The 17,312-nt window shown below is 63.9% G+C and carries 16 protein-coding genes; 2 read left to right on the top strand and 14 right to left on the bottom strand.

Annotation, left to right across the window (positions count from 1 at the left end):
• Positions 1-109: 109 nt before the first annotated feature.
• From Q8S60_RS04150 to Q8S60_RS04110, 9 genes are all read right to left on the bottom strand, one after another.
• Entirely contained in the window at positions 110-1,339 is a 1,230-nt protein-coding gene (locus tag Q8S60_RS04150) for a 1-deoxy-D-xylulose-5-phosphate reductoisomerase (RefSeq protein ID WP_305277657.1), read from the bottom strand.
• Positions 1,330-2,193: a phosphatidate cytidylyltransferase gene (locus Q8S60_RS04145; RefSeq protein WP_305668385.1), complete on the bottom strand. Its 864-nt coding sequence runs from the start codon at positions 2,191-2,193 to the stop codon at positions 1,330-1,332. Before Q8S60_RS04145 ends, Q8S60_RS04150 begins: the two co-directional genes overlap by 10 nt.
• Positions 2,190-2,954: an isoprenyl transferase gene (locus Q8S60_RS04140; protein ID WP_305278273.1), complete on the bottom strand. Its 765-nt coding sequence runs from the start codon at positions 2,952-2,954 to the stop codon at positions 2,190-2,192. Before Q8S60_RS04140 ends, Q8S60_RS04145 begins: the two co-directional genes overlap by 4 nt.
• 77 nt (positions 2,955-3,031) lie before the next feature.
• A complete protein-coding gene (gene frr / locus Q8S60_RS04135; RefSeq protein ID WP_305277655.1) occupies positions 3,032-3,595 on the bottom strand; it encodes a ribosome recycling factor in 564 nt (187 codons plus the stop codon).
• Positions 3,596-3,619: 24 nt separating this feature from the next.
• Positions 3,620-4,345, bottom strand: a complete 726-nt coding sequence (gene pyrH / locus Q8S60_RS04130) for a UMP kinase (protein ID WP_305277654.1) — start codon at positions 4,343-4,345, stop codon at positions 3,620-3,622.
• Positions 4,346-4,487: 142 nt separating this feature from the next.
• A complete protein-coding gene (tsf, locus tag Q8S60_RS04125; protein ID WP_305277653.1) occupies positions 4,488-5,414 on the bottom strand; it encodes a translation elongation factor Ts in 927 nt (308 codons plus the stop codon).
• Between the two features lie 70 nt (positions 5,415-5,484).
• Entirely contained in the window at positions 5,485-6,246 is a 762-nt protein-coding gene (gene rpsB / locus Q8S60_RS04120; RefSeq protein ID WP_305277652.1) for a 30S ribosomal protein S2, read from the bottom strand.
• A 221-nt stretch (positions 6,247-6,467) separates the two neighbouring features.
• On the bottom strand, positions 6,468-9,887 hold the full coding sequence (gene dnaE, locus Q8S60_RS04115) for a DNA polymerase III subunit alpha (protein WP_305277651.1): 3,420 nt from the start codon (positions 9,885-9,887) through the stop codon (positions 6,468-6,470).
• Between the two features lie 180 nt (positions 9,888-10,067).
• Positions 10,068-10,202, bottom strand: a complete 135-nt coding sequence (locus Q8S60_RS04110; protein ID WP_305277650.1) for a hypothetical protein — start codon at positions 10,200-10,202, stop codon at positions 10,068-10,070.
• Positions 10,203-10,357: 155 nt separating this feature from the next.
• On the opposite strand from Q8S60_RS04110, the gene Q8S60_RS04105 reads away from it, so the two are divergent.
• Together Q8S60_RS04105 and Q8S60_RS04100 are read left to right on the top strand one after the other, a co-directional pair.
• The gene (locus tag Q8S60_RS04105; RefSeq protein ID WP_305277649.1) at positions 10,358-10,888 is read left to right on the top strand and encodes a dihydrofolate reductase family protein; all 531 of its coding nucleotides are present in this window, start codon (positions 10,358-10,360) and stop codon (positions 10,886-10,888) included.
• 164 nt (positions 10,889-11,052) lie between these two features.
• Positions 11,053-11,523: an SRPBCC domain-containing protein gene (locus Q8S60_RS04100; protein ID WP_305277648.1), complete on the top strand. Its 471-nt coding sequence runs from the start codon at positions 11,053-11,055 to the stop codon at positions 11,521-11,523.
• Positions 11,524-11,611: 88 nt separating this feature from the next.
• Here the strand turns inward: Q8S60_RS04100 and Q8S60_RS04095 are convergent, their stop codons facing one another.
• The 5 genes from Q8S60_RS04095 to Q8S60_RS04075 form a co-directional block, all read right to left on the bottom strand.
• Positions 11,612-12,340, bottom strand: coding sequence for an ABC transporter ATP-binding protein (locus Q8S60_RS04095; protein WP_305277647.1), 729 nt, complete (start codon positions 12,338-12,340; stop codon positions 11,612-11,614).
• Positions 12,333-13,616, bottom strand: coding sequence for a lipoprotein-releasing ABC transporter permease subunit (locus tag Q8S60_RS04090; protein WP_305668384.1), 1,284 nt, complete (start codon positions 13,614-13,616; stop codon positions 12,333-12,335). The genes Q8S60_RS04095 and Q8S60_RS04090 overlap by 8 nt, the downstream gene beginning before the upstream one ends.
• 20 nt (positions 13,617-13,636) lie before the next feature.
• On the bottom strand, positions 13,637-14,956 hold the full coding sequence (gene proS / locus Q8S60_RS04085; protein WP_305668383.1) for a proline--tRNA ligase: 1,320 nt from the start codon (positions 14,954-14,956) through the stop codon (positions 13,637-13,639).
• 91 nt (positions 14,957-15,047) lie between these two features.
• Positions 15,048-16,718, bottom strand: a complete 1,671-nt coding sequence (locus Q8S60_RS04080; RefSeq protein ID WP_305277644.1) for a hypothetical protein — start codon at positions 16,716-16,718, stop codon at positions 15,048-15,050.
• A gap of 110 nt (positions 16,719-16,828) precedes the next feature.
• Entirely contained in the window at positions 16,829-17,263 is a 435-nt protein-coding gene (locus Q8S60_RS04075; protein ID WP_305277643.1) for a hypothetical protein, read from the bottom strand.
• Between the last annotated feature and the right edge of the window lie 49 nt (positions 17,264-17,312).

Genomic DNA, 17,312 nt, shown 5'->3' with positions numbered 1-17,312 from the left:
AAGCGGCCCCGGGTGCCTCGTCTCAGATGCATCCGAACCGTTTCCCCCATAGCACATGTCGCACCCCCGCCCGTCAGCGACTCGAGGGTACCGACAGACACAGACTACGTCAGCGCACGCGACTTTGCACCCATTCCTCTGCCTTGAGCCGGGCAATTCGGTCAATTTCATAAACGGCATCAAGGTCTGAGGGGGCACCGGTCATTCCGGCCCCGGTCGCCAACACCGCGTCAACCGCCGCCGCAATATCGAGAAAACCGATCCTGCGGTCGAGAAATGCGGCCACGGCCACTTCATTCGCGGCATTCAACACGGTCGAGGCGGCGGCCCCGGCACACAGGGCTTCCCTTGCGAGGGCGAGGGCCGGAAACCTTTTTAAATCAGGAGCTTCGAAGGTTAATTGCCCGATCTGGGCAAGGTCGAGCCGCGCGCAGGGTGTAACCATCCTGCCGGGCCATGCCAAGGCGTAGGCAATCGGAGTGCGCATGTCCGGCGATCCGAGCTGTGCAAGCACGGAGCCGTCCACATACGCCACCATGCTGTGAACGATGGATTCCGGGTGAATGATGACATCCAGACGGGGCTCGCCCACCGGGAACAGATAATGCGCCTCGATCAGTTCAAGGCCCTTGTTCATGAGCGTGGCGGAGTCGACCGAAATCTTCGCCCCCATATCCCAGCGGGGATGGGCCACGGCCTGCTCCGGACTGGCCTTCGCCATGTCAGCCACAGTCCATGTTCTGAAGGGCCCGCCCGAGGCGGTCAGGACGATCTTGTCCACGGACTCGAGCCGCGTGGCGTCCAGCACCTGAAATATGGCGTTGTGTTCGGAATCGACGGGCAGCAATGTCGCACCGGATTTCGTTACTTCCTCAAGGAAAAGCGGTCCGGCTGAAACGAGGCACTCCTTGTTGGCGAGAGCAACACAGCCTCCGCGGCGGACCGCCGCAAGCGTCGGTGCGAGACCGGCTGCGCCAACGATGCCCGCCATCACCCAATCCGCCGGGCGGCTTGCGGCGTCGACCACGGCTTTCGGGCCCGATGCGACTTCGATGCCGGTCCCCTCCAACCCCTCCTTGAGTTCCTCGTAGTGGCGGGGGTCCGCTATGACCGCGAGCTGCGGCCGATGCATACGCGCCTGCTCTATAAGCAAGCGGACATTTCTGTGTGCCGTGAGGGCTACCAGTTCGAAGCGGCCTCTGTCCCGCGCGACGAGATCAAGCGTCGAACACCCTATAGAACCGGTCGAACCGAGGATGGTGACGCTCTTGACCCCGCCCCCGAAGACGCGGTCAGGGACTTTCGCTTCTCCCTTTTGTGCCGCAGCGATCAGGGCCAAATCAAAACTCCTGCCGCCGGCTCGGCGGAATTATGTATCAGGGCCAGGATAGCGGCCCCGACAGCGACCGCAACGAGACCGTCCACCCGGTCCAGAATACCGCCATGTCCGGGTATCAGCGTACCGGAATCCTTTACACCCGCCCTGCGTTTCAAGGCGGATTCCGCAAAGTCGCCAACCTGTTCGAGAACAGCGAGTGCCGCTGCGATCAGCGCAAGCAGGAGGGGCGCCCCCTCGCCGATCCATAGCGATGTAACGATCGCGACAATCATGGCGCCGAGGATGCCGCCGACAAGGCCTGCCCAGGTCTTTTTAGGAGAAATGCGGGGGGCAAGCTTCGGGCCGCCGATAAACCGGCCCGCAAAGTAGGCGCATATATCGATCGCCCAAACCGTTGCGAGGAGCCAGAAAACGACGGCAAGCCCCAAGGCGGAATCCGCGCGCAGCCAGATCAGGGAGATCAGCGGCAGAAGCAGATAAGGATAGGCGATCAACGCCGGCCAAAGCTCGTCACGTGTCCAACTCCTCGCCGCCAGCGCGAAGGCAAGGCCGGCGGCGGCAGCCGCGAGCGCGGCGGCGGTAAGCCCGACCGATGCGAGCGCGACAACAACAAGCGCCGTGCCCGCGAGAAGCGCAGTACGGCGCGGGCCGCCGCCGCCAAACAGCAGGCCTGCGATTTCATGCGCCATCAGAACGGCGGCGAGCGCCAGCAGCAGGGAGAATGCCCATCCGCCCAGCCACACGGCGCCAAGCACGACAGGCGCCAGAACCAGCGCCGAAACAATCCTCACGCGAAGGTCACTCGCCTTGGGCGCCATAGGTTCGGGCCGCGGTATATCCTGCTGGCCGTTCATGTCTTGCCGCCGGCGTCGGTTTCCCCGACGGCTCCGAAACGGCGGCTGCGGCGCTGATATTCCGCTACGGCGTCGCGTAAACAGTCGGGGGTGAAATCAGGCCAGAAAGCATCCGTGAAAACCAACTCCGAATAGGCGCTTTGCCATATCAGAAAGTTTGAGAGACGTTTTTCACCGCTCGTACGGATGATGAGATCCGGGTCGGGCAAGCCGGCCGTATCCAGGAATCCCGAGACGGTTTCCGGCGTAATGGTTTCGGGATCGAGCCGCCCCGCCTTGACCTCATAAGCCATACGGCGAGCGGCAGACGCGATTTCGTTCTGGCCGCCGTAATTGAAGGCGATGACGAGTTTGAGTTTTTCGTTGTTGCGGGTCAGCGTTTCGGCTTCGTCGATGAGAGCCACGATGTCGGCGTCAAGATGGTCACGGTCGCCGATGACCCGGACCCGCACGCCGTTCTGATGGAGTTCAGCCAGATCGCGTCTGATGAACAGCCTCAAGAGCCCCATGAGGTCGTTGACCTCCTCGACGGGTCTTTTCCAGTTCTCGGAACTGAAGCCATAAAGCGTCAGATATTCGATACCGAGGTCGCCGGCCGCGCGGACAATCACACGGACGGTTTCGACGCCCTGGCGATGACCGGCGGCGCGCGGCAGGTGGCGCTTTGCCGCCCAACGACCGTTGCCATCCATGATGATGGCAACGTGCCGGGGCGGCTTGCCCGGCGCAACATCGCTCATCTTCTGGCTGGACGTCAGCATCATGCCCTCAGGTTTTCGCTTTCGAATACATACGTTTAACGTCCAACCCCGATGTCACCAATGAGATGTGAGAGCGCTCACACCTGCATGATGTCGGCCTCCTTGTGCGACAACGCTGCATCGATCTCCGCGACGATCTTGTCCGTCAACTTCTGAACCTTGTCTGCCCAGGTTTTGTGATCGTCCTGACTCATGTGTGAGTCTTTTTCGAGGCGCTTCAATTCATCCATGGCGTCCCGGCGCACGTTACGCACTGCGATACGGGCCTGTTCCGTATACTTGGCCGCGATCTTGGTCAGTTCCGCCCGGCGTTCCTGATTGAGTTCCGGTATGGGCAGACGGATCAGCATGCCATCGACGTTGGGATTGAGGCCAAGGCCCGAATTCCGGATAGCCTTCTCCACGGCCGACACCATTCCCTTGTCCCATACCTGCACCGTCAACATGCGCGGTTCGGGAACACCGATCGTGCCTACCTGATTGATCGGCATGCTCTGACCGTAGGCCTCAACGACAATCGGCTCCAGAAGGCTCGCTGTCGCTCGGCCGGTACGAAGGCCCGCGAATTCCTGCTTGAGCGACTGAAGCGCGCCGCGCATCCGGCGTTCGGTATCGTCGAGGTCGAAAGTAGTGTCAGCCATTTCCTGTCCTTTTTCTGGTCCGGCTCAGGCCGCGTCGGAGATTATGGTGCAGCGGCCGTTCCCGGTGAGAACTTCCGCGAAGCCGCCCGGCTCGTCGATCGAATAGACGATGATCGGTATGGCATTTTCGCGCGCCAGGGCGATCGCCGAAGCATCCATGACCTTCAGATCGCGCGAAAGCACATCCATATAGGTCAGCCGGTCGTAGCGTTCCGCGTTGGGCACCTTGTGGGGATCTGCCGAATAGACGCCGTCTACCTGGGTTCCCTTGAGCAGTGCGTCGCAGCCCATTTCGACGGCGCGGAGAGCGGCAGCAGTATCGGTCGTGAAGAAGGGGTTGCCCGTGCCAGCCGCGAATATCACGACGCGGCCCTTTTCCATATGGCGGACGGCCCGGCGCCGGATATAGGGCTCGCAGACCGTCATCATGGGGATTGCCGACTGAACACGGGTCGGCACGCCGATTGCCTCAAGTGCCGTCTGCATGGCGAGCGCGTTCATGACGGTGGCAAGCATGCCCATGTAGTCGGCGCTGGCGCGTTCCATCCCCTTGGCGGCGCCGGAGAGGCCGCGAAATATGTTGCCGCCGCCGATGACGAGGCAAACCTGAACGCCGGCGTCGATGGCCTGCTTTATGTCGCGCGCGATGCGGTCGACCGTATCTAGGTCGATTCCGTATTGGGTTGGGCCCATCAAAGCCTCTCCCGAAACCTTGAGAAGAACGCGCGAATAGAGCGTTTTATCAGACATTTACAGCGTTCCGTTGCGGCTGGCCCTGAGGCCGTTTCCGGGCGTCTGCCGATGCGGGCCCGAATCCCCACAGGCATCCAGTGACAATAACGCCCCCAGCACCGTCTGGCGAAGGGGGCGTTACTTCAATCGGCAATTCGTCTCAGCCGCGTGCGGCAGCCGCTACTTCGGCCGCGAAATCCGACTCTTCCTTTTCGATGCCCTCGCCGAGAGCGAAGCGCAGGAAGCCGACGACCGTAATAGGAGCGCCCACATCGGCTTCGGCGGCCTTCACGGCCTTTTCGACCGTGTCGTCGGGATTGATGACGAAGGCCTGCGAAAGCAGCACGACTTCCTCATAGAACTTGCGGATACGGCCCTCGACCATCTTCTCGATGATGTTCTCGGGACGGCCGGATTCTCTCGCCTCGGCGATCAGGACGTTGCGCTCGCGCTCGACAAGGGCCGGGTCCATATCTTCCTTGCGCGTCGCCAGCGGGTTCGTGGCGGCGATGTGCATGGCGATCTGGCGGCCGAGCTCGAGGAGCTTCGCCTTGTCGCCCTTGGACTCCAGCCCGACCAGCACACCGATCTTGCCGAGGCCCGGCACGACCTGGCTGTGGACATAGGCGGCGACGGCGCCGTCATCGACGGAGATATAGCCGGCGCGGCGAACGTTCATGTTTTCGCCGATTGTGCCAACCATTTCCGTCACATAGTCCTTCACCGACTTCGACGAACCCGGGTAGCTCGAAGCCACCAGCTTGTCGAAATCGCCTTCGACCGAGAGCGCGGCCGAGGCAACGTCGGAAACCATTTTCTGGAACTGCTCGTTGCGCGCCACGAAGTCCGTCTCGGAATTGACTTCGACGATCGCGCCGGCGGTGCCCTTCGCGACAACGCCGATAAGGCCTTCGGCGGCCACGCGGCCTGCCTTTTTGGCGGCTTTCGCCAAGCCCTTGGTGCGCAGCCAGTCGATAGCGGCTTCCATGTCGCCGCCCGTTTCGGTGAGGGCGGATTTGCAATCCATCATGCCTGCGCCGGTGGTCTCGCGCAGTTGTTTCACCATGCTCGCGGTGATTTCAGCCATCGGATGTCCTCGAAGTTGTCGGGTCGCCCCGGCACAAGGCCGGGGCTATCGTATTGAATCCGTTGCCTTATCAGGCTTCGGCGGCGGCCGGAATATCGACCACGGGTTCGGCTTCGGCACCGACATCGACGCCGGAAGCCGAATGGCTCTGCGAGATGCCGTCGATGACCGCGCGCGAGACCAGATCGCAATAAAGGCTGATCGCACGGGCCGCGTCGTCATTGCCGGGAACCGGGAACGCGATGCCGTCGGGGTTCGAGTTGGAATCGAGGATCGCGACGACGGGGATACCCAGTTTGCGGGCTTCCTGGATCGCGATCTCTTCCTTGTTGGTGTCGATGACGAAGATCAGGTCGGGCAGGCCGCCCATGTCCTTGATGCCGCCGATGGCGCGTTCAAGCTTGTCGCGCTCACGGGTCAGATTCAGAACTTCCTTTTTCGTCAAGCCCTTAGCTTCGCCAACGAGCATCTCGTCGAGCTGGCGCAGGCGCCGGATCGAATTCGAAATGGTCTTCCAGTTGGTCAGCATGCCACCGAGCCAGCGGTGGTTGATGTAGTACTGGGCGCACTGGCGGGCAGCGGCGGCGACGGGGTCCGACGCCTGGCGCTTGGTACCGACGAAGAGCACGCGGCCGCCACCGGCGACGACGTCGCGGACGGTGACGAGAGCCTGATGCAGAAGCGGAACCGTCTGCGCCAAGTCTATGATATGAATGTTGTTTCGGCTGCCGAAGAGGAAGTGCTCCATCTTCGGATTCCAGCGGTGGGTCTGGTGGCCGAAGTGAACGCCGGCTTCCAGCAATTGACGCATAGAGAAATCGGGAAGTGCCATGGCACTTGTGCTCCTTTTCCGGTTGAACCTCCGCGGGGAGTGAACGACAAATGTCGCACCGGACCGACTAACCCTATGTTTTCCTTGATAAAAGGAAGTGGGAGAGCCGAACCCCGCGTGTGGAATGGCGCCTTGATAGGCTCAAAAGCGGGAAAAAGCAAGCGTTACAGCGTCTTAGGCGGTTATCCCCGACCGGCTGTCATCGAACTGTAATCAAACTGTCATATATCCTGAATCTCGACGATGCCGGGGACCGATTTTATCGCGCCGCGGACCTGGGGAGTGACCCGGTAGCGGTCCTTCAATTTGAGTTCGACCTCCCCTCCGCCCTCCGTCATGAGGACGAGGGAGACGATGCCCTTGCCGCGTTCGGCGAGACGCGATTTCAGGGGCTCGATGGAGGACTTATCCTCGATGAATATCTTGAGGCCGGCGCCGGTGTCCTTCACGACCTCGTCGACGCTGCGGAGCGACTGGGCGCGGAGCTTCACCTCATCGCCGATGCGCTCGATCTCGACATTGACGACGACCGCACTGCCCGGCTCCATGAGCTGGCGGGACTGGGAGAGGACTTCGGAGAAGACGACGATCTCGAACTGGCCGGTCGGGTCCGACAGCGAGAGGAAGGCGAAGGGATTGCCCTTCTTGGATTTGCGCTCCTGCTTCGCGGTGACGGTGCCGGCGATCTTCGCCGCCGTCGAGGTCTGGGCCAGCAGCTCCGCATAGGTCACGGCACCCGCGCGCTGAAGCGCGGTCCGGTAATCGTCCAGCGGGTGGCCGGAGAGGTAGAAGCCGACGGCGTTGAATTCCTCGGTAAGGCGCTCCATCGGCAGCCAGGGCTCGACGGCGGGGAGCGCCGGATGGGCGGCGGCGACACCGCTTTCCTCGCCGAAGAGGCCGACCTGCTTGCTCTCGCGCTCCTGCGCGGCGACGTTCGCGGTGCCGAGCAGGAGATCGGCGGCGGCGAGCACTTGGGCGCGGTTGGGGTTCAGCGCATCGAAGGCCCCTGCCCGCGCCAGATTTTCAAAGGTGCGCTTGTTGATGAGGCGCGGATTGATGCGGCGCGCGAAATCGAACAGGTCGCGGAAGGGGCCGCCCTCGCGGCGAACCTCCACGATGTGCTCCATCGCCTGAAGGCCGACATTCTTGATGGCGGCGAGCGCATAGAGGATTTCGCCATCGGCAACGCCGAAGAGGCCCTCGGAGCGGTTTATGCAAGGGCGCCGCACCTTGAGGCCGAGGCGCTCCGCCTCCTGCTTGAAGAGGCCGAGCTTGTCCGTGTTGCCGAGATCGAGGCTCATGGAAGCGGCAAGGAACTCGACCGGGTGGTTCGCCTTCAGCCAGGCGGTCTGATAGGCGACGAGCGCATAGGCGGCGGCGTGCGACTTGTTGAAGCCGTAGCCCGCGAACTTGTCGACCAGTTCGAAGATGCTCGCGGCCTGCGCCTTGTCGATCTCCTTGGCGACGGCGCCGGTAACGAAACGCTCCTTCTGGGCCTCCATCTCGGCCTTGATCTTCTTGCCCATGGCGCGGCGCAGAAGATCGGCTTCGCCGAGCGAATAGCCGGAGAGGATCTGCGCGATCTGCATCACCTGCTCCTGATAGATGATGACGCCGTGCGTCTCCTTCAGGACGGGCTCAAGCAGCGGATGAAGGTAATCCGGCCTTTCGGTTCCGTGCTTGCGCTTCACATAGGACGGGATGTTGTCCATCGGGCCGGGACGATAGAGGGCGACAAGGGCGATGATGTCCTCGAAGCGGTCGGCCTCCAGCTTGCGCAGCACATCGCGCATGCCCGAACTTTCAAGCTGGAACACACCGATCGTCTCGCCCCGCCCGAGCATGGCAAAGGTCTTTTCATCCGCCAACGGAAGATTGAGCAGGTCGACCCGGATGTCCCGGCGGGCGAGGAGCTTTACCGCGCGGTCCAGGACGGTGAGCGTTTTCAGGCCGAGAAAGTCGAATTTCACGAGGCCGGCGGGCTCGACCCATTTCATGTTGAACTGGGTGACCGGCATGTCGGAGCGCGGGTCGCGGTAGAGCGGCACGAGTTCATCGAGCGGCCGGTCGCCGATGACGACGCCGGCGGCATGGGTCGAGGCGTGGCGGTAGAGACCTTCGAGGCTCTGGCCGATTTCGAGAAGCTTCGCCACCGTCTCGTCGGCGCGCTGTTCTTCCTGAAGGCGGGGCTCGCCCTTGATGGCTTCGGGGAGCGTGACCGGCGCGGCCGGATTGTTCGGCACCAGCTTGCAGAGACGGTCGACCTGCCCGTAGGGCATCTGCAGCACGCGGCCGACGTCGCGCAGCACGGCGCGGGCCTGCAGCTTTCCGAAGGTGATGATCTGGGCGACCTTGTCCTTGCCGTAGCGGTCCTGCACGTAGCGGATCACTTCGTCGCGGCGGTCCTGGCAGAAGTCGATGTCGAAGTCGGGCATCGAGACGCGCTCAGGGTTCAGGAAACGTTCGAAGAGGAGGCCGAAGCGCAGGGGATCGAGGTCGGTGATGGTGAGCGCCCAAGCGACGACGGAGCCCGCGCCCGAACCGCGGCCGGGGCCGACGGGAATACCCTGCTCCTTCGCCCATTTGATGAAGTCGGCAACGATGAGGAAATAGCCCGGGAAATCCATCTTGATGATGACGTCGAGCTCGAAGCGCAGGCGCGCGCGGTAGTCCTCCTCGGGCGCGACGGCATCGAGCGTTGCGAGGCGCATGGTGAGCCCCTCCTCCGCCTGACGGCGCAGCTCGTCCGCCTCGCTGGTGCCGGCGGCGAATTTCGGCAGGATCGGATTGCGGGTGCGCGGACGATAGGCGCAGCGGCGCGCGATCTCGATAGTGTTCTCGATCGCTTCCGGCAGATCGGCGAAGAGGGCCGCCATCTCGTCCTGCGACTTGAAGCGATGCTGGGGCGTGAGGCGGCGGCGGTCCGACTGGACGACATAGGCGCCGGCAGCGATGCAGATCAGCGCGTCATGGGCTTCGTATTCCGCCTCGCGCGTGAAATAGGGTTCGTTGGTGGCGACGAGGGGCAGCTCGTGCTTGTAGGCGAGGTCGATCAGCGGGCCTTCCACGATCTGCTCGCGGGGAAGGTCGTGACGCTGAAGCTCGACATAGAGGCGGTCGCCGAAAACCTGTTTCAGGCGGAGCAGGAGTTCTTCGGCGGCATCGGGCTGGCCGGCTTCAAGGAGGCGGTTGACGAGGCCGTCCGGCCCGCCGGTAAGGCAGATCAGGCCTTCCTGGAATTCGGCGACCTTCTCCATCGTGACATGGGCGGGCTCGGCGGCGTCCGGCCCGAGAAAGGCGAGGCTCGAGAGCTTCATCAGGTTTTCGTAGCCGCGCTCGTCCTTGGCGAGGAGCGCGAGATTGCCGGAGGGCTCGCGTCTTACAGGTCCGCGCGCCGGCTCGTCCGGGGTGTCGAGGAGGACGGGGAGCGTGCAGCCGGTGATCGGCTGGATGCCTTCCTTCGCGAGGGTTTCGGAGAACTCCAGCGCGCCGAAGAGATTGGCCGTGTCGGTGAGGGCGATGGCGGGCATGCCGTTCGCCTTGCAGAGCTTGGGGATGTCCTTGATGCGGATCGCGCCTTCCAGCAGCGAATAGGCCGAGTGGAGGCGGAGGTGGATGAATTTGGGGGGCGAGTCGAGCATGGGGCATTTTCGGATGCCCCTGCTTCAGAGTCACGCGGCGGGTGGGCTGAGGTGGCCCAAAGCTGTGGACAACCCTGTCCAGCCATGAGGCCAGAAGCGACGCCGCGACCCCTCCCCAAACCGCTTGCAGCGGTTTGACCCTCCCACAGGGGGAGGGTGGGAAGGAAAGATCAGGCCGCCCTAGCCGATCAGGGTTTGGGCGATGACGGTCCAGGTGCTGACGACCCAGATGAAGGCGCCGACGGAGATGAGGGCGGCGATGTCCTTGAACCAGCCATCCGACGTGCCGCCCGCCTTGTTCCAGATACCGCGCATCTTGAAGCCCTCCAGTGGATGTTCATCAAATGTTCCGGACTGGAATGTTGCCTGTTTGTTCTCCCGTGTCAAGGGGCGCCATTAGGCCCAATTCCGCTTCTGCATGATGGCGGCGCCCGTTATTCTGAGGAAACCCGCGGTGGAGAGTTTGCGACATGGCGAAGATCGTTTTCGGAATGAACCAGTCCCTGGACGGCTATGTCGACCACATGGGATTTGCGCCGGGCCCGGGGCTCTTCCGCCACTTCATCGAGCAGACGCGCGACCTGACGGGGAGTCTCTACGGCCGTCACCTGTATGAGATCATGCGGTATTGGGACGAGGAGCATCCCGAGTGGGAGGCGGCGGAGCGCGAGTTCGCGGCGGCGTGGCGGCGCAATCCGAAATGGGTCGTGTCGCGCACGCTGAAATCCGTCGGCCCCAACGCCACGCTTGTCGCGGGCGACCTGGAGACGGCGATACGCAAGCTCAAAGCCGAGCTCGACGGGGAGATCGAAGTCGGCGGACCGGAGCTGGCGCGAAGCCTGACCGAGCTTGGCCTGATCGACGAGTACCGGATCTATCTCCATCCCGTGGTGCTTGGCAGCGGCACGCCCTTCTTCGCCGGCAAGCCACCGCCGCTCCGCCTTGCGGCCAGCGACCCCATGGGCGAAGACGTGATCAGGCTGATCTATGTTCCCGCATAGGTAGGCGCGAAAATCTCGAGGGTGCCGGGTGACTCTGTGGGTGGGGTGCCCCCTCACCCTTCCCTTTCCCCGAGGGGAGAGGGAGCCGTGGCTTGACGGCCGCGCGAGCGGGCGGCACACTTAACCTCTTAGTTAAGCTTCCCGTAACCAGTGCGAGCGATGTCATGACCGCTTCCCCCCAAGAGCAGCCGGCTGCCGGCGCCGATACGTCTTCCAAGCCGAGCCTGATGATGAGGCGGAAGTTCAATGCGCCGCGCGACAGGGTCTATGCGGCGTGGACCGACCCGGCGCAGCTCATGCAGTGGTTCGGGCCGGAGAACGTGACCATGGCGGAGGCGGAATGCGATGTCCGCGTGGGCGGGCATTTCCATGTCGCGATGATCGAGAATACCGGCGACCGGCACGAAGTGAACGGCGTCTACAAGGAAGTCGTGCCGGGGGAGAAGCTCGTCTTCTCATGGACCTGGTACACGACGCCGGACCGGACATCGCAGGTGACGGTGCGCTTCAAGGACGAGGGCGAGGCGACGATGCTGACGCTGATCCATGAGCAGCTTTTCGACGAGGCGTCGAAGGCGGGCCATACGCATGGCTGGACGGGGTCGCTAGAGAAGCTGGAAGCGTTTCTGGGGTAAGACGGGGTTCTTGCCGAGAGGGTGCCCCCTCACCCTCCCCGCCTTCGGCGGGTCCCCTCCCTCTCCCCCACGGGGAGAGGGCTTTAGTTCACAAGCTCTGATAGGCGGCCGCTATGTCGGTGCCTTCGTGGAGCTTGCCTTCGTGGAGGAGGACGACGCGGTCCATGTGGCCGGCGAGGTCGAGGTTGTGGGTGGCGACCAAAGCCGCGACGCCTTCCGAGCGGCAGATGTTCATCAGTTCGCCGAAGACCATGCGGGCCGTTTTCGGATCGAGATTGCCGGTCGGCTCGTCGGCGAGGAGGACGCGGGGACGGTTCGCGAGCGCGCGGGCGATGGCGACGCGCTGCTGCTCGCCGCCGGAAAGCTCCGCAGGCCGATGATCGGCGCGGTCGCCGAGGCCCATGCGCGTCAGGAGGTCCATCGCGAAGTCGCGCGCGGCGCGCTTCGGGACGCCTGCGATCATCTGCGGCAGGATCACGTTTTCGATGGCGGAGAATTCGGGCAGCAGGTTGTGGAACTGGTAGACGAAGCCGATCTGGCTGCGGCGCATGGCGGTGCGGCGCGTGTCCGACAAGGCAACGCCGTTGACGCCACCGACCCAGACCTCGCCCTCGTTCGGCGCTTCGAGGAGGCCGGCGATGTGGAGGAGCGAGGATTTGCCGGAGCCGGAGGGGCCGACCAGCGCGACGATCTGGCCCTCGTAGATGTCGAGATCGGCACCGGCGAAAATGCGCAGCGCCTCCTCGCCCTGGCGATAGGTGCGCGTGATGCCGCGAAGGGCGAGGACGGGATCGCTGTTCATTGTCCGCTCATTCATACCGCAGCGCCTCTACCGGATCGAGCGAGGCGGCGCGCCAGGCGGGATAAAGCGTGGCGGCGAAGGACAGGAAGAGCGCCATGGCGACGACCGCGCCGACCTCGCCCGGATCGACCTCGGCCGGCATGTGGGTGAGGAAGTAGACTTCCGGCGAGAAGAGCTCGGTGCCGGAGAGGTCCGAGAGGAATTTGCGGAGCGTCTCGATGTTGAGGCAGAAGGCGAGGCCGAGCAGGAAGCCGGCCAGCGTGCCGGCGCAGCCGATCGACGCGCCAGAGATGAAGAAGGCGCGCATGACGGCGCCGCGCGTGGCGCCCATGGTGCGCAGGACGGCGATGTCCCTGCCCTTGTCCTTCACCAGCATGATGAGGCCGGAGATGATGTTGAGCGCGGCGACGATGAGGATGAGCGTGAGGATGAGGAACATCACGTTGCGCTCGACCTGAAGGGCGCTGAAGAAGCTCTCATTGGTCTGCTGCCAGGTAACGACGTCGCAACAGGGACCGGCGGCATTGGCGATGGGCTGCACCAGTTCCTTCACCCTGTCGGGATTGCCGATGCGGATTTCGAGCGCGGTGACGCCTTCATAGGTGCGGAAGAAGGCGCGCGCTTCGTCGAGCGGCATGAAGACGAAGCTGGCGTCGTATTCCGACATGCCGATTTCGAAGACGGCGCGGATCGGGAAGGAGGCGACGCGGGGGGCTGTGCCGAAGGGCGTGATGGCGCCGCGCGGCGAGAGCAGCGTGATGTTGTCGCCGACGGTGAGGCCCATGTTCTGCGCGAGGCGGAAGCCGATGGCGACGCCGCCTTCGTCGAGGCCGTCGAGCGAGCCGATGGTGACGTTGTCGGCGACGACGGAAAGGCTTTTCAGGTCCTGTTCGCGCATGCCGCGCACCAGCGCGCCGCCGGCATTGCGCGGGCTCTGCACCATGACCTGGCCATCGACCAGCGGGATGACGCTGATGACGCCGGGAACGGAACGGACGCGCTCGGCGACGGCGTCGTAATCCGTAATGCTGGCGCCGATGCCGCGCACGAACATGTGGCCGTTCAACCCGAGGATGCGGGAGAGAAGCTCGGTGCGGAAGCCGTTCATCACCGACATGACGATGATGAGGGTGGCGACGCCGAGCATGATGCCGGCGAAGGAGAAGCCGGCGATGACGGAGATGAAGCCCTCGCGGCGGCGGGCGCGGAGATAGCGCATCGCGAGCAGCCATTCGAAGGCACCGAAGGCGCGGCTGCTGCCGGTGCGGGCTCTGCTTGTCGTGTCCGTCATGTGCCGTCCTTGCTGGCGGGTCACCCCGCGATTTTCGCCAGTGCGGCTTCGGGGCTCAGTTCTTCTTTTTCGCCGGTGGCGCGGCGCTTCAGTTCGACGGTGCCGGACTTGATGCCGCGCGGGCCGACGACGAGCTGCCAGGGGAGACCGATCAGGTCCATGTTCGAGAACTTGGCGCCCGCGCGTTCGTCCGTGTCGTCGTAGAGGACGTCGATGCCCCGGGCGGTGAGCTTGTCATAGAAGCTCTCGCAGGCGGCATCGGTTTCGGCGTCGCCGGACTTCAAATTTACGAGACCGACCTGGAAAGGCGCGACGGCGTCCGGCCAGACGATGCCGGCGTCGTCGTGGCTCGCCTCGATGATGGCGCCGACGAGGCGGGAGACGCCGATGCCGTAGGAGCCCATCTGGACCGGCGTTTCCTTGCCGTCCGGGCCGGTGACGAGGGCGCCCATGGATTCCGAATATTTGGTGCCGAAGAAGAAGATGTGGCCGACCTCGATGCCGCGGGCGGAGAGCTGCTTGTCCTTCGGCACGTCGGCGTCGAACTTCGCGGCGTCGTGCTTCTCGTCGGTGGCGGCGTAGAGGGTGGTGCGGGCGTCGATGACGGGGGTGAGGTCCGCCTCGTAGTCGATGTCGTCGCCGGGGACGGGCATGTCCACGAGATCGCGGTGGCAGAAGACGGCGCTCTCGCCCGTCTCGGCGAGGATGATGAATTCATGGCTCATGTCGCCGCCGATGGGGCCGGTGTCGGCGGCCATGGGGATCGCCTTGAGGCCCATGCGGGCGAAGGATCGGAGATAGGAGACGAACATCTTGCGATAGGCGCGCCGCGCGCCCTCGACGTCGAGGTCGAAGGAGTAGCCGTCCTTCATCAGGAATTCACGGCCGCGCATGACGCCGAAGCGGGGGCGGATCTCGTCGCGGAACTTCCACTGGATGTGGAAGAGATTGCGCGGCAGGTCACGGTAGGAGCGGACGGCGCCCCGGAAGATGTCGGTGATCATCTCCTCATTGGTGGGGCCGTAGAGCATGTCGCGCTCGTGACGGTCGACGATGCGGAGCATTTCGGGGCCGTAGGCGTCGTAGCGGCCGGACTGGCGCCAGAGATCGGCGGACTGGAGGGTCGGCATCAGAAGCTCGATCGCCCCTGCCCGCTTCTGCTCGTCGCGGACGATGCCCTCGATCTTGCGGAGCACGGCGAGGCCCAGCGGCAGCCAGACATAGATGCCGGCTGCGGTCTGCCGGACCATGCCGGCGCGCAGCATCAGCCGGTGCGACGCGATCTGCGCCTCGGCGGGGTTTTCCTTGAGTGTGGGCAGGAAATATCTGGAAAGGCGCATGATGACCCTGAAAATGGCTGCCGGACTAAAATGCGGCAGCCTGCGGCCGGACCCTCGAGCCCGCCGGAACTTGCGATATGGGGGTCAAGTTTTAGGGGGTCACGACCGGATTCGCAATGTCGGCGCGCGGCGCGGCGCTGCGTTCGGCGACACCGATGAGCCAAGCCTTCACGTCCACTTCGGGACCCTGCTCGACGCCCTTGCCGCTACGCGGGCCCCAGGGGCCGCTTTCCAGCTCGGCGATGGAATAGCCCATATAGACGTCGTAGGTGCGGTCGATCTGGTTGCGGAGGTAGCGCTGGGCCTCGTACCAGCGGGTCTTGTGCGCGCCGTCGCGGCAGGAAGCGAGTTCGTCCCCCTTGGCGCCCCAGCGGCGCTCGACGCACTGGTAGGGGTCGAAGGAGAGGTCATAGAGGCGGTGGACGATGCGGTCGATGGAAAGCTCGACCGTGCGGCCGTCGGAATTGCGGTAGGAGATGCTGCAGGCGGCGTTCTGCTCCTCATAGGCGGCGAGGAGATCGCGAGCGAGATCGTCGCCTTCGTAATGGAGGCGGGGCGCGTCAACCATGTCCATCTTGATGAACTCGACGACGAGATCGTACATCTCCCGGAAGGCTGTCCTCATGCGCGCATCGCGCGAGGGCGTGGAGTAAAGCTCCCACACACCATCGGTGCCGTAGATGTTGCGCGGGAGACGATCCGGCGGCGACATGTTCTGAATACCGCGCCCGAGCGAAATCTCGACCGCCTGCTTGCGCGAGCGCAGATCGAAACAGATCGACTGCATCATGGATTTCATTTCCGCGACCGGATGATACTCGAGTTCGCCGGCGGAAAGGCGCGCGCGAAGATAGGTGTAGAAATCCATGTTCTCGCCGTTCCAGACCCAAGAGGCGGTGCGCCAGCCATAGGGGCTTCCGGGCGGGCTGCCCTGATATTGCTCAAGCGAGAAATCGGGAATGTCGGCATTGCGCGCGGCGACGATTTTGCCGCCGACAAGCGCGCCGTTCGGCGCGCGCGTTGCCCCGACGACTTCGATGGGGCGGAACTTCTGAAAGATGGAGCCGAGCTGCGGGCCGGTGCGGAGGAATTCGCGCCCCAGGAATGTGCGGCTCAGGGAATGGTCCGGGTGGGACGAGAAGATGAGGACGCGGCCGCCGGACTCGACCTTCCAGACGAGCGAGGCGTGACCGTTCACGTCATAGGCGACGGTACCGGGAACGATAGACTGGCGGTCGAGGCGCGGTGAATAGGTGTCGGTGAACATATGCGTGTCGTCCACCGTCGCATCGCGCCGGAACATGGCGGTGGAGACGACGTTGACGAGCGTGTGCAGGACCGAGATCGCGTTGACGCCCGAGGCGGTGCGGGGCACGGAATCGCGACCGACGACGACGTTGCCCTCCTCGGAATAGCGAATGTCCGCACCCGGACCATCGGAGGATTTCATCGCGCTCTGCCACGCGAAAGGCAGGCCGTTCTTCCAGGCGAAATAAGCGCGCAGGACATAGGGCATGTCGGCGCAATCGACGTAGAAGCGGGTTTTGGGATCGGTGTGGCGGTAGGGATTGGCGGGACTCTTGATGCATTCGTCGAAGGTCCAGCAATCGGCGCCGCCGAGGGCCGCCACAAAATCCTGCCAGGCTCTTTCGTCGGTGTCGCTCCAGCGCTCCTTGGTGATGCGCCACTGGGCGCTCTGGGCGGCGGCGGGCACGGCCGAGACGGCGGACCAGACCACAGCGGCACAAAAGCAAACGGCCATGACCGCCGCTTTGCGGTAAAGGAAACGCATTGAAGACACCCCAACATCAACCCCGCCGAAGGGTGCGGGCGTACCGGGTGCATGTCAATGAAAGGCGGGCGCGGCGGAGGCTATTTCACCGGCTTGTGATGCAATCCTGCACAGGCCTCGGCGATGGCATGGTTACCGCCGGAGACGTCGTGGCCATCTATCGTGGTGCGGCCGGTTTCCATGTCGATGACGACGCGGGCGACGATCATTTTGGTGGCGGAATTGAAGGCCGGATTGCGGCCGACCAGCGGATCGAGTGTCACATCAAATTCGTAAACGGAGCGGTTTCCATAGCGGTAGCCGCCATCGAGGTCGGCGGGGGCAACGGCGCGGCCGTCGGCGGCGATACCGGGGACGTAATCCGCGCCACCGGGCAGGTAGGGAGCGAGGCGGGCGCAGTCGGCTTCGGATATCTGCGCGTGTCGCAGGTCGTCCGCACCCGCGAGCCGTTCCTCCGCCCGAAGCGGGGAAACGATCAGCAGGCCGAGCAACAGGGCAAGGGCGGGCTTCATCATGCTTCCATCCTGCGCGCGGGGCGTTTAAGGAATTGTTGCGGGGATTTGA

This window comes from Parvibaculum sp., assembly GCF_030694575.1.
Lineage (GTDB): Bacteria > Pseudomonadota > Alphaproteobacteria > Parvibaculales > Parvibaculaceae > Parvibaculum.
This window is presented reverse-complemented; position numbering and strand designations above follow the sequence as displayed.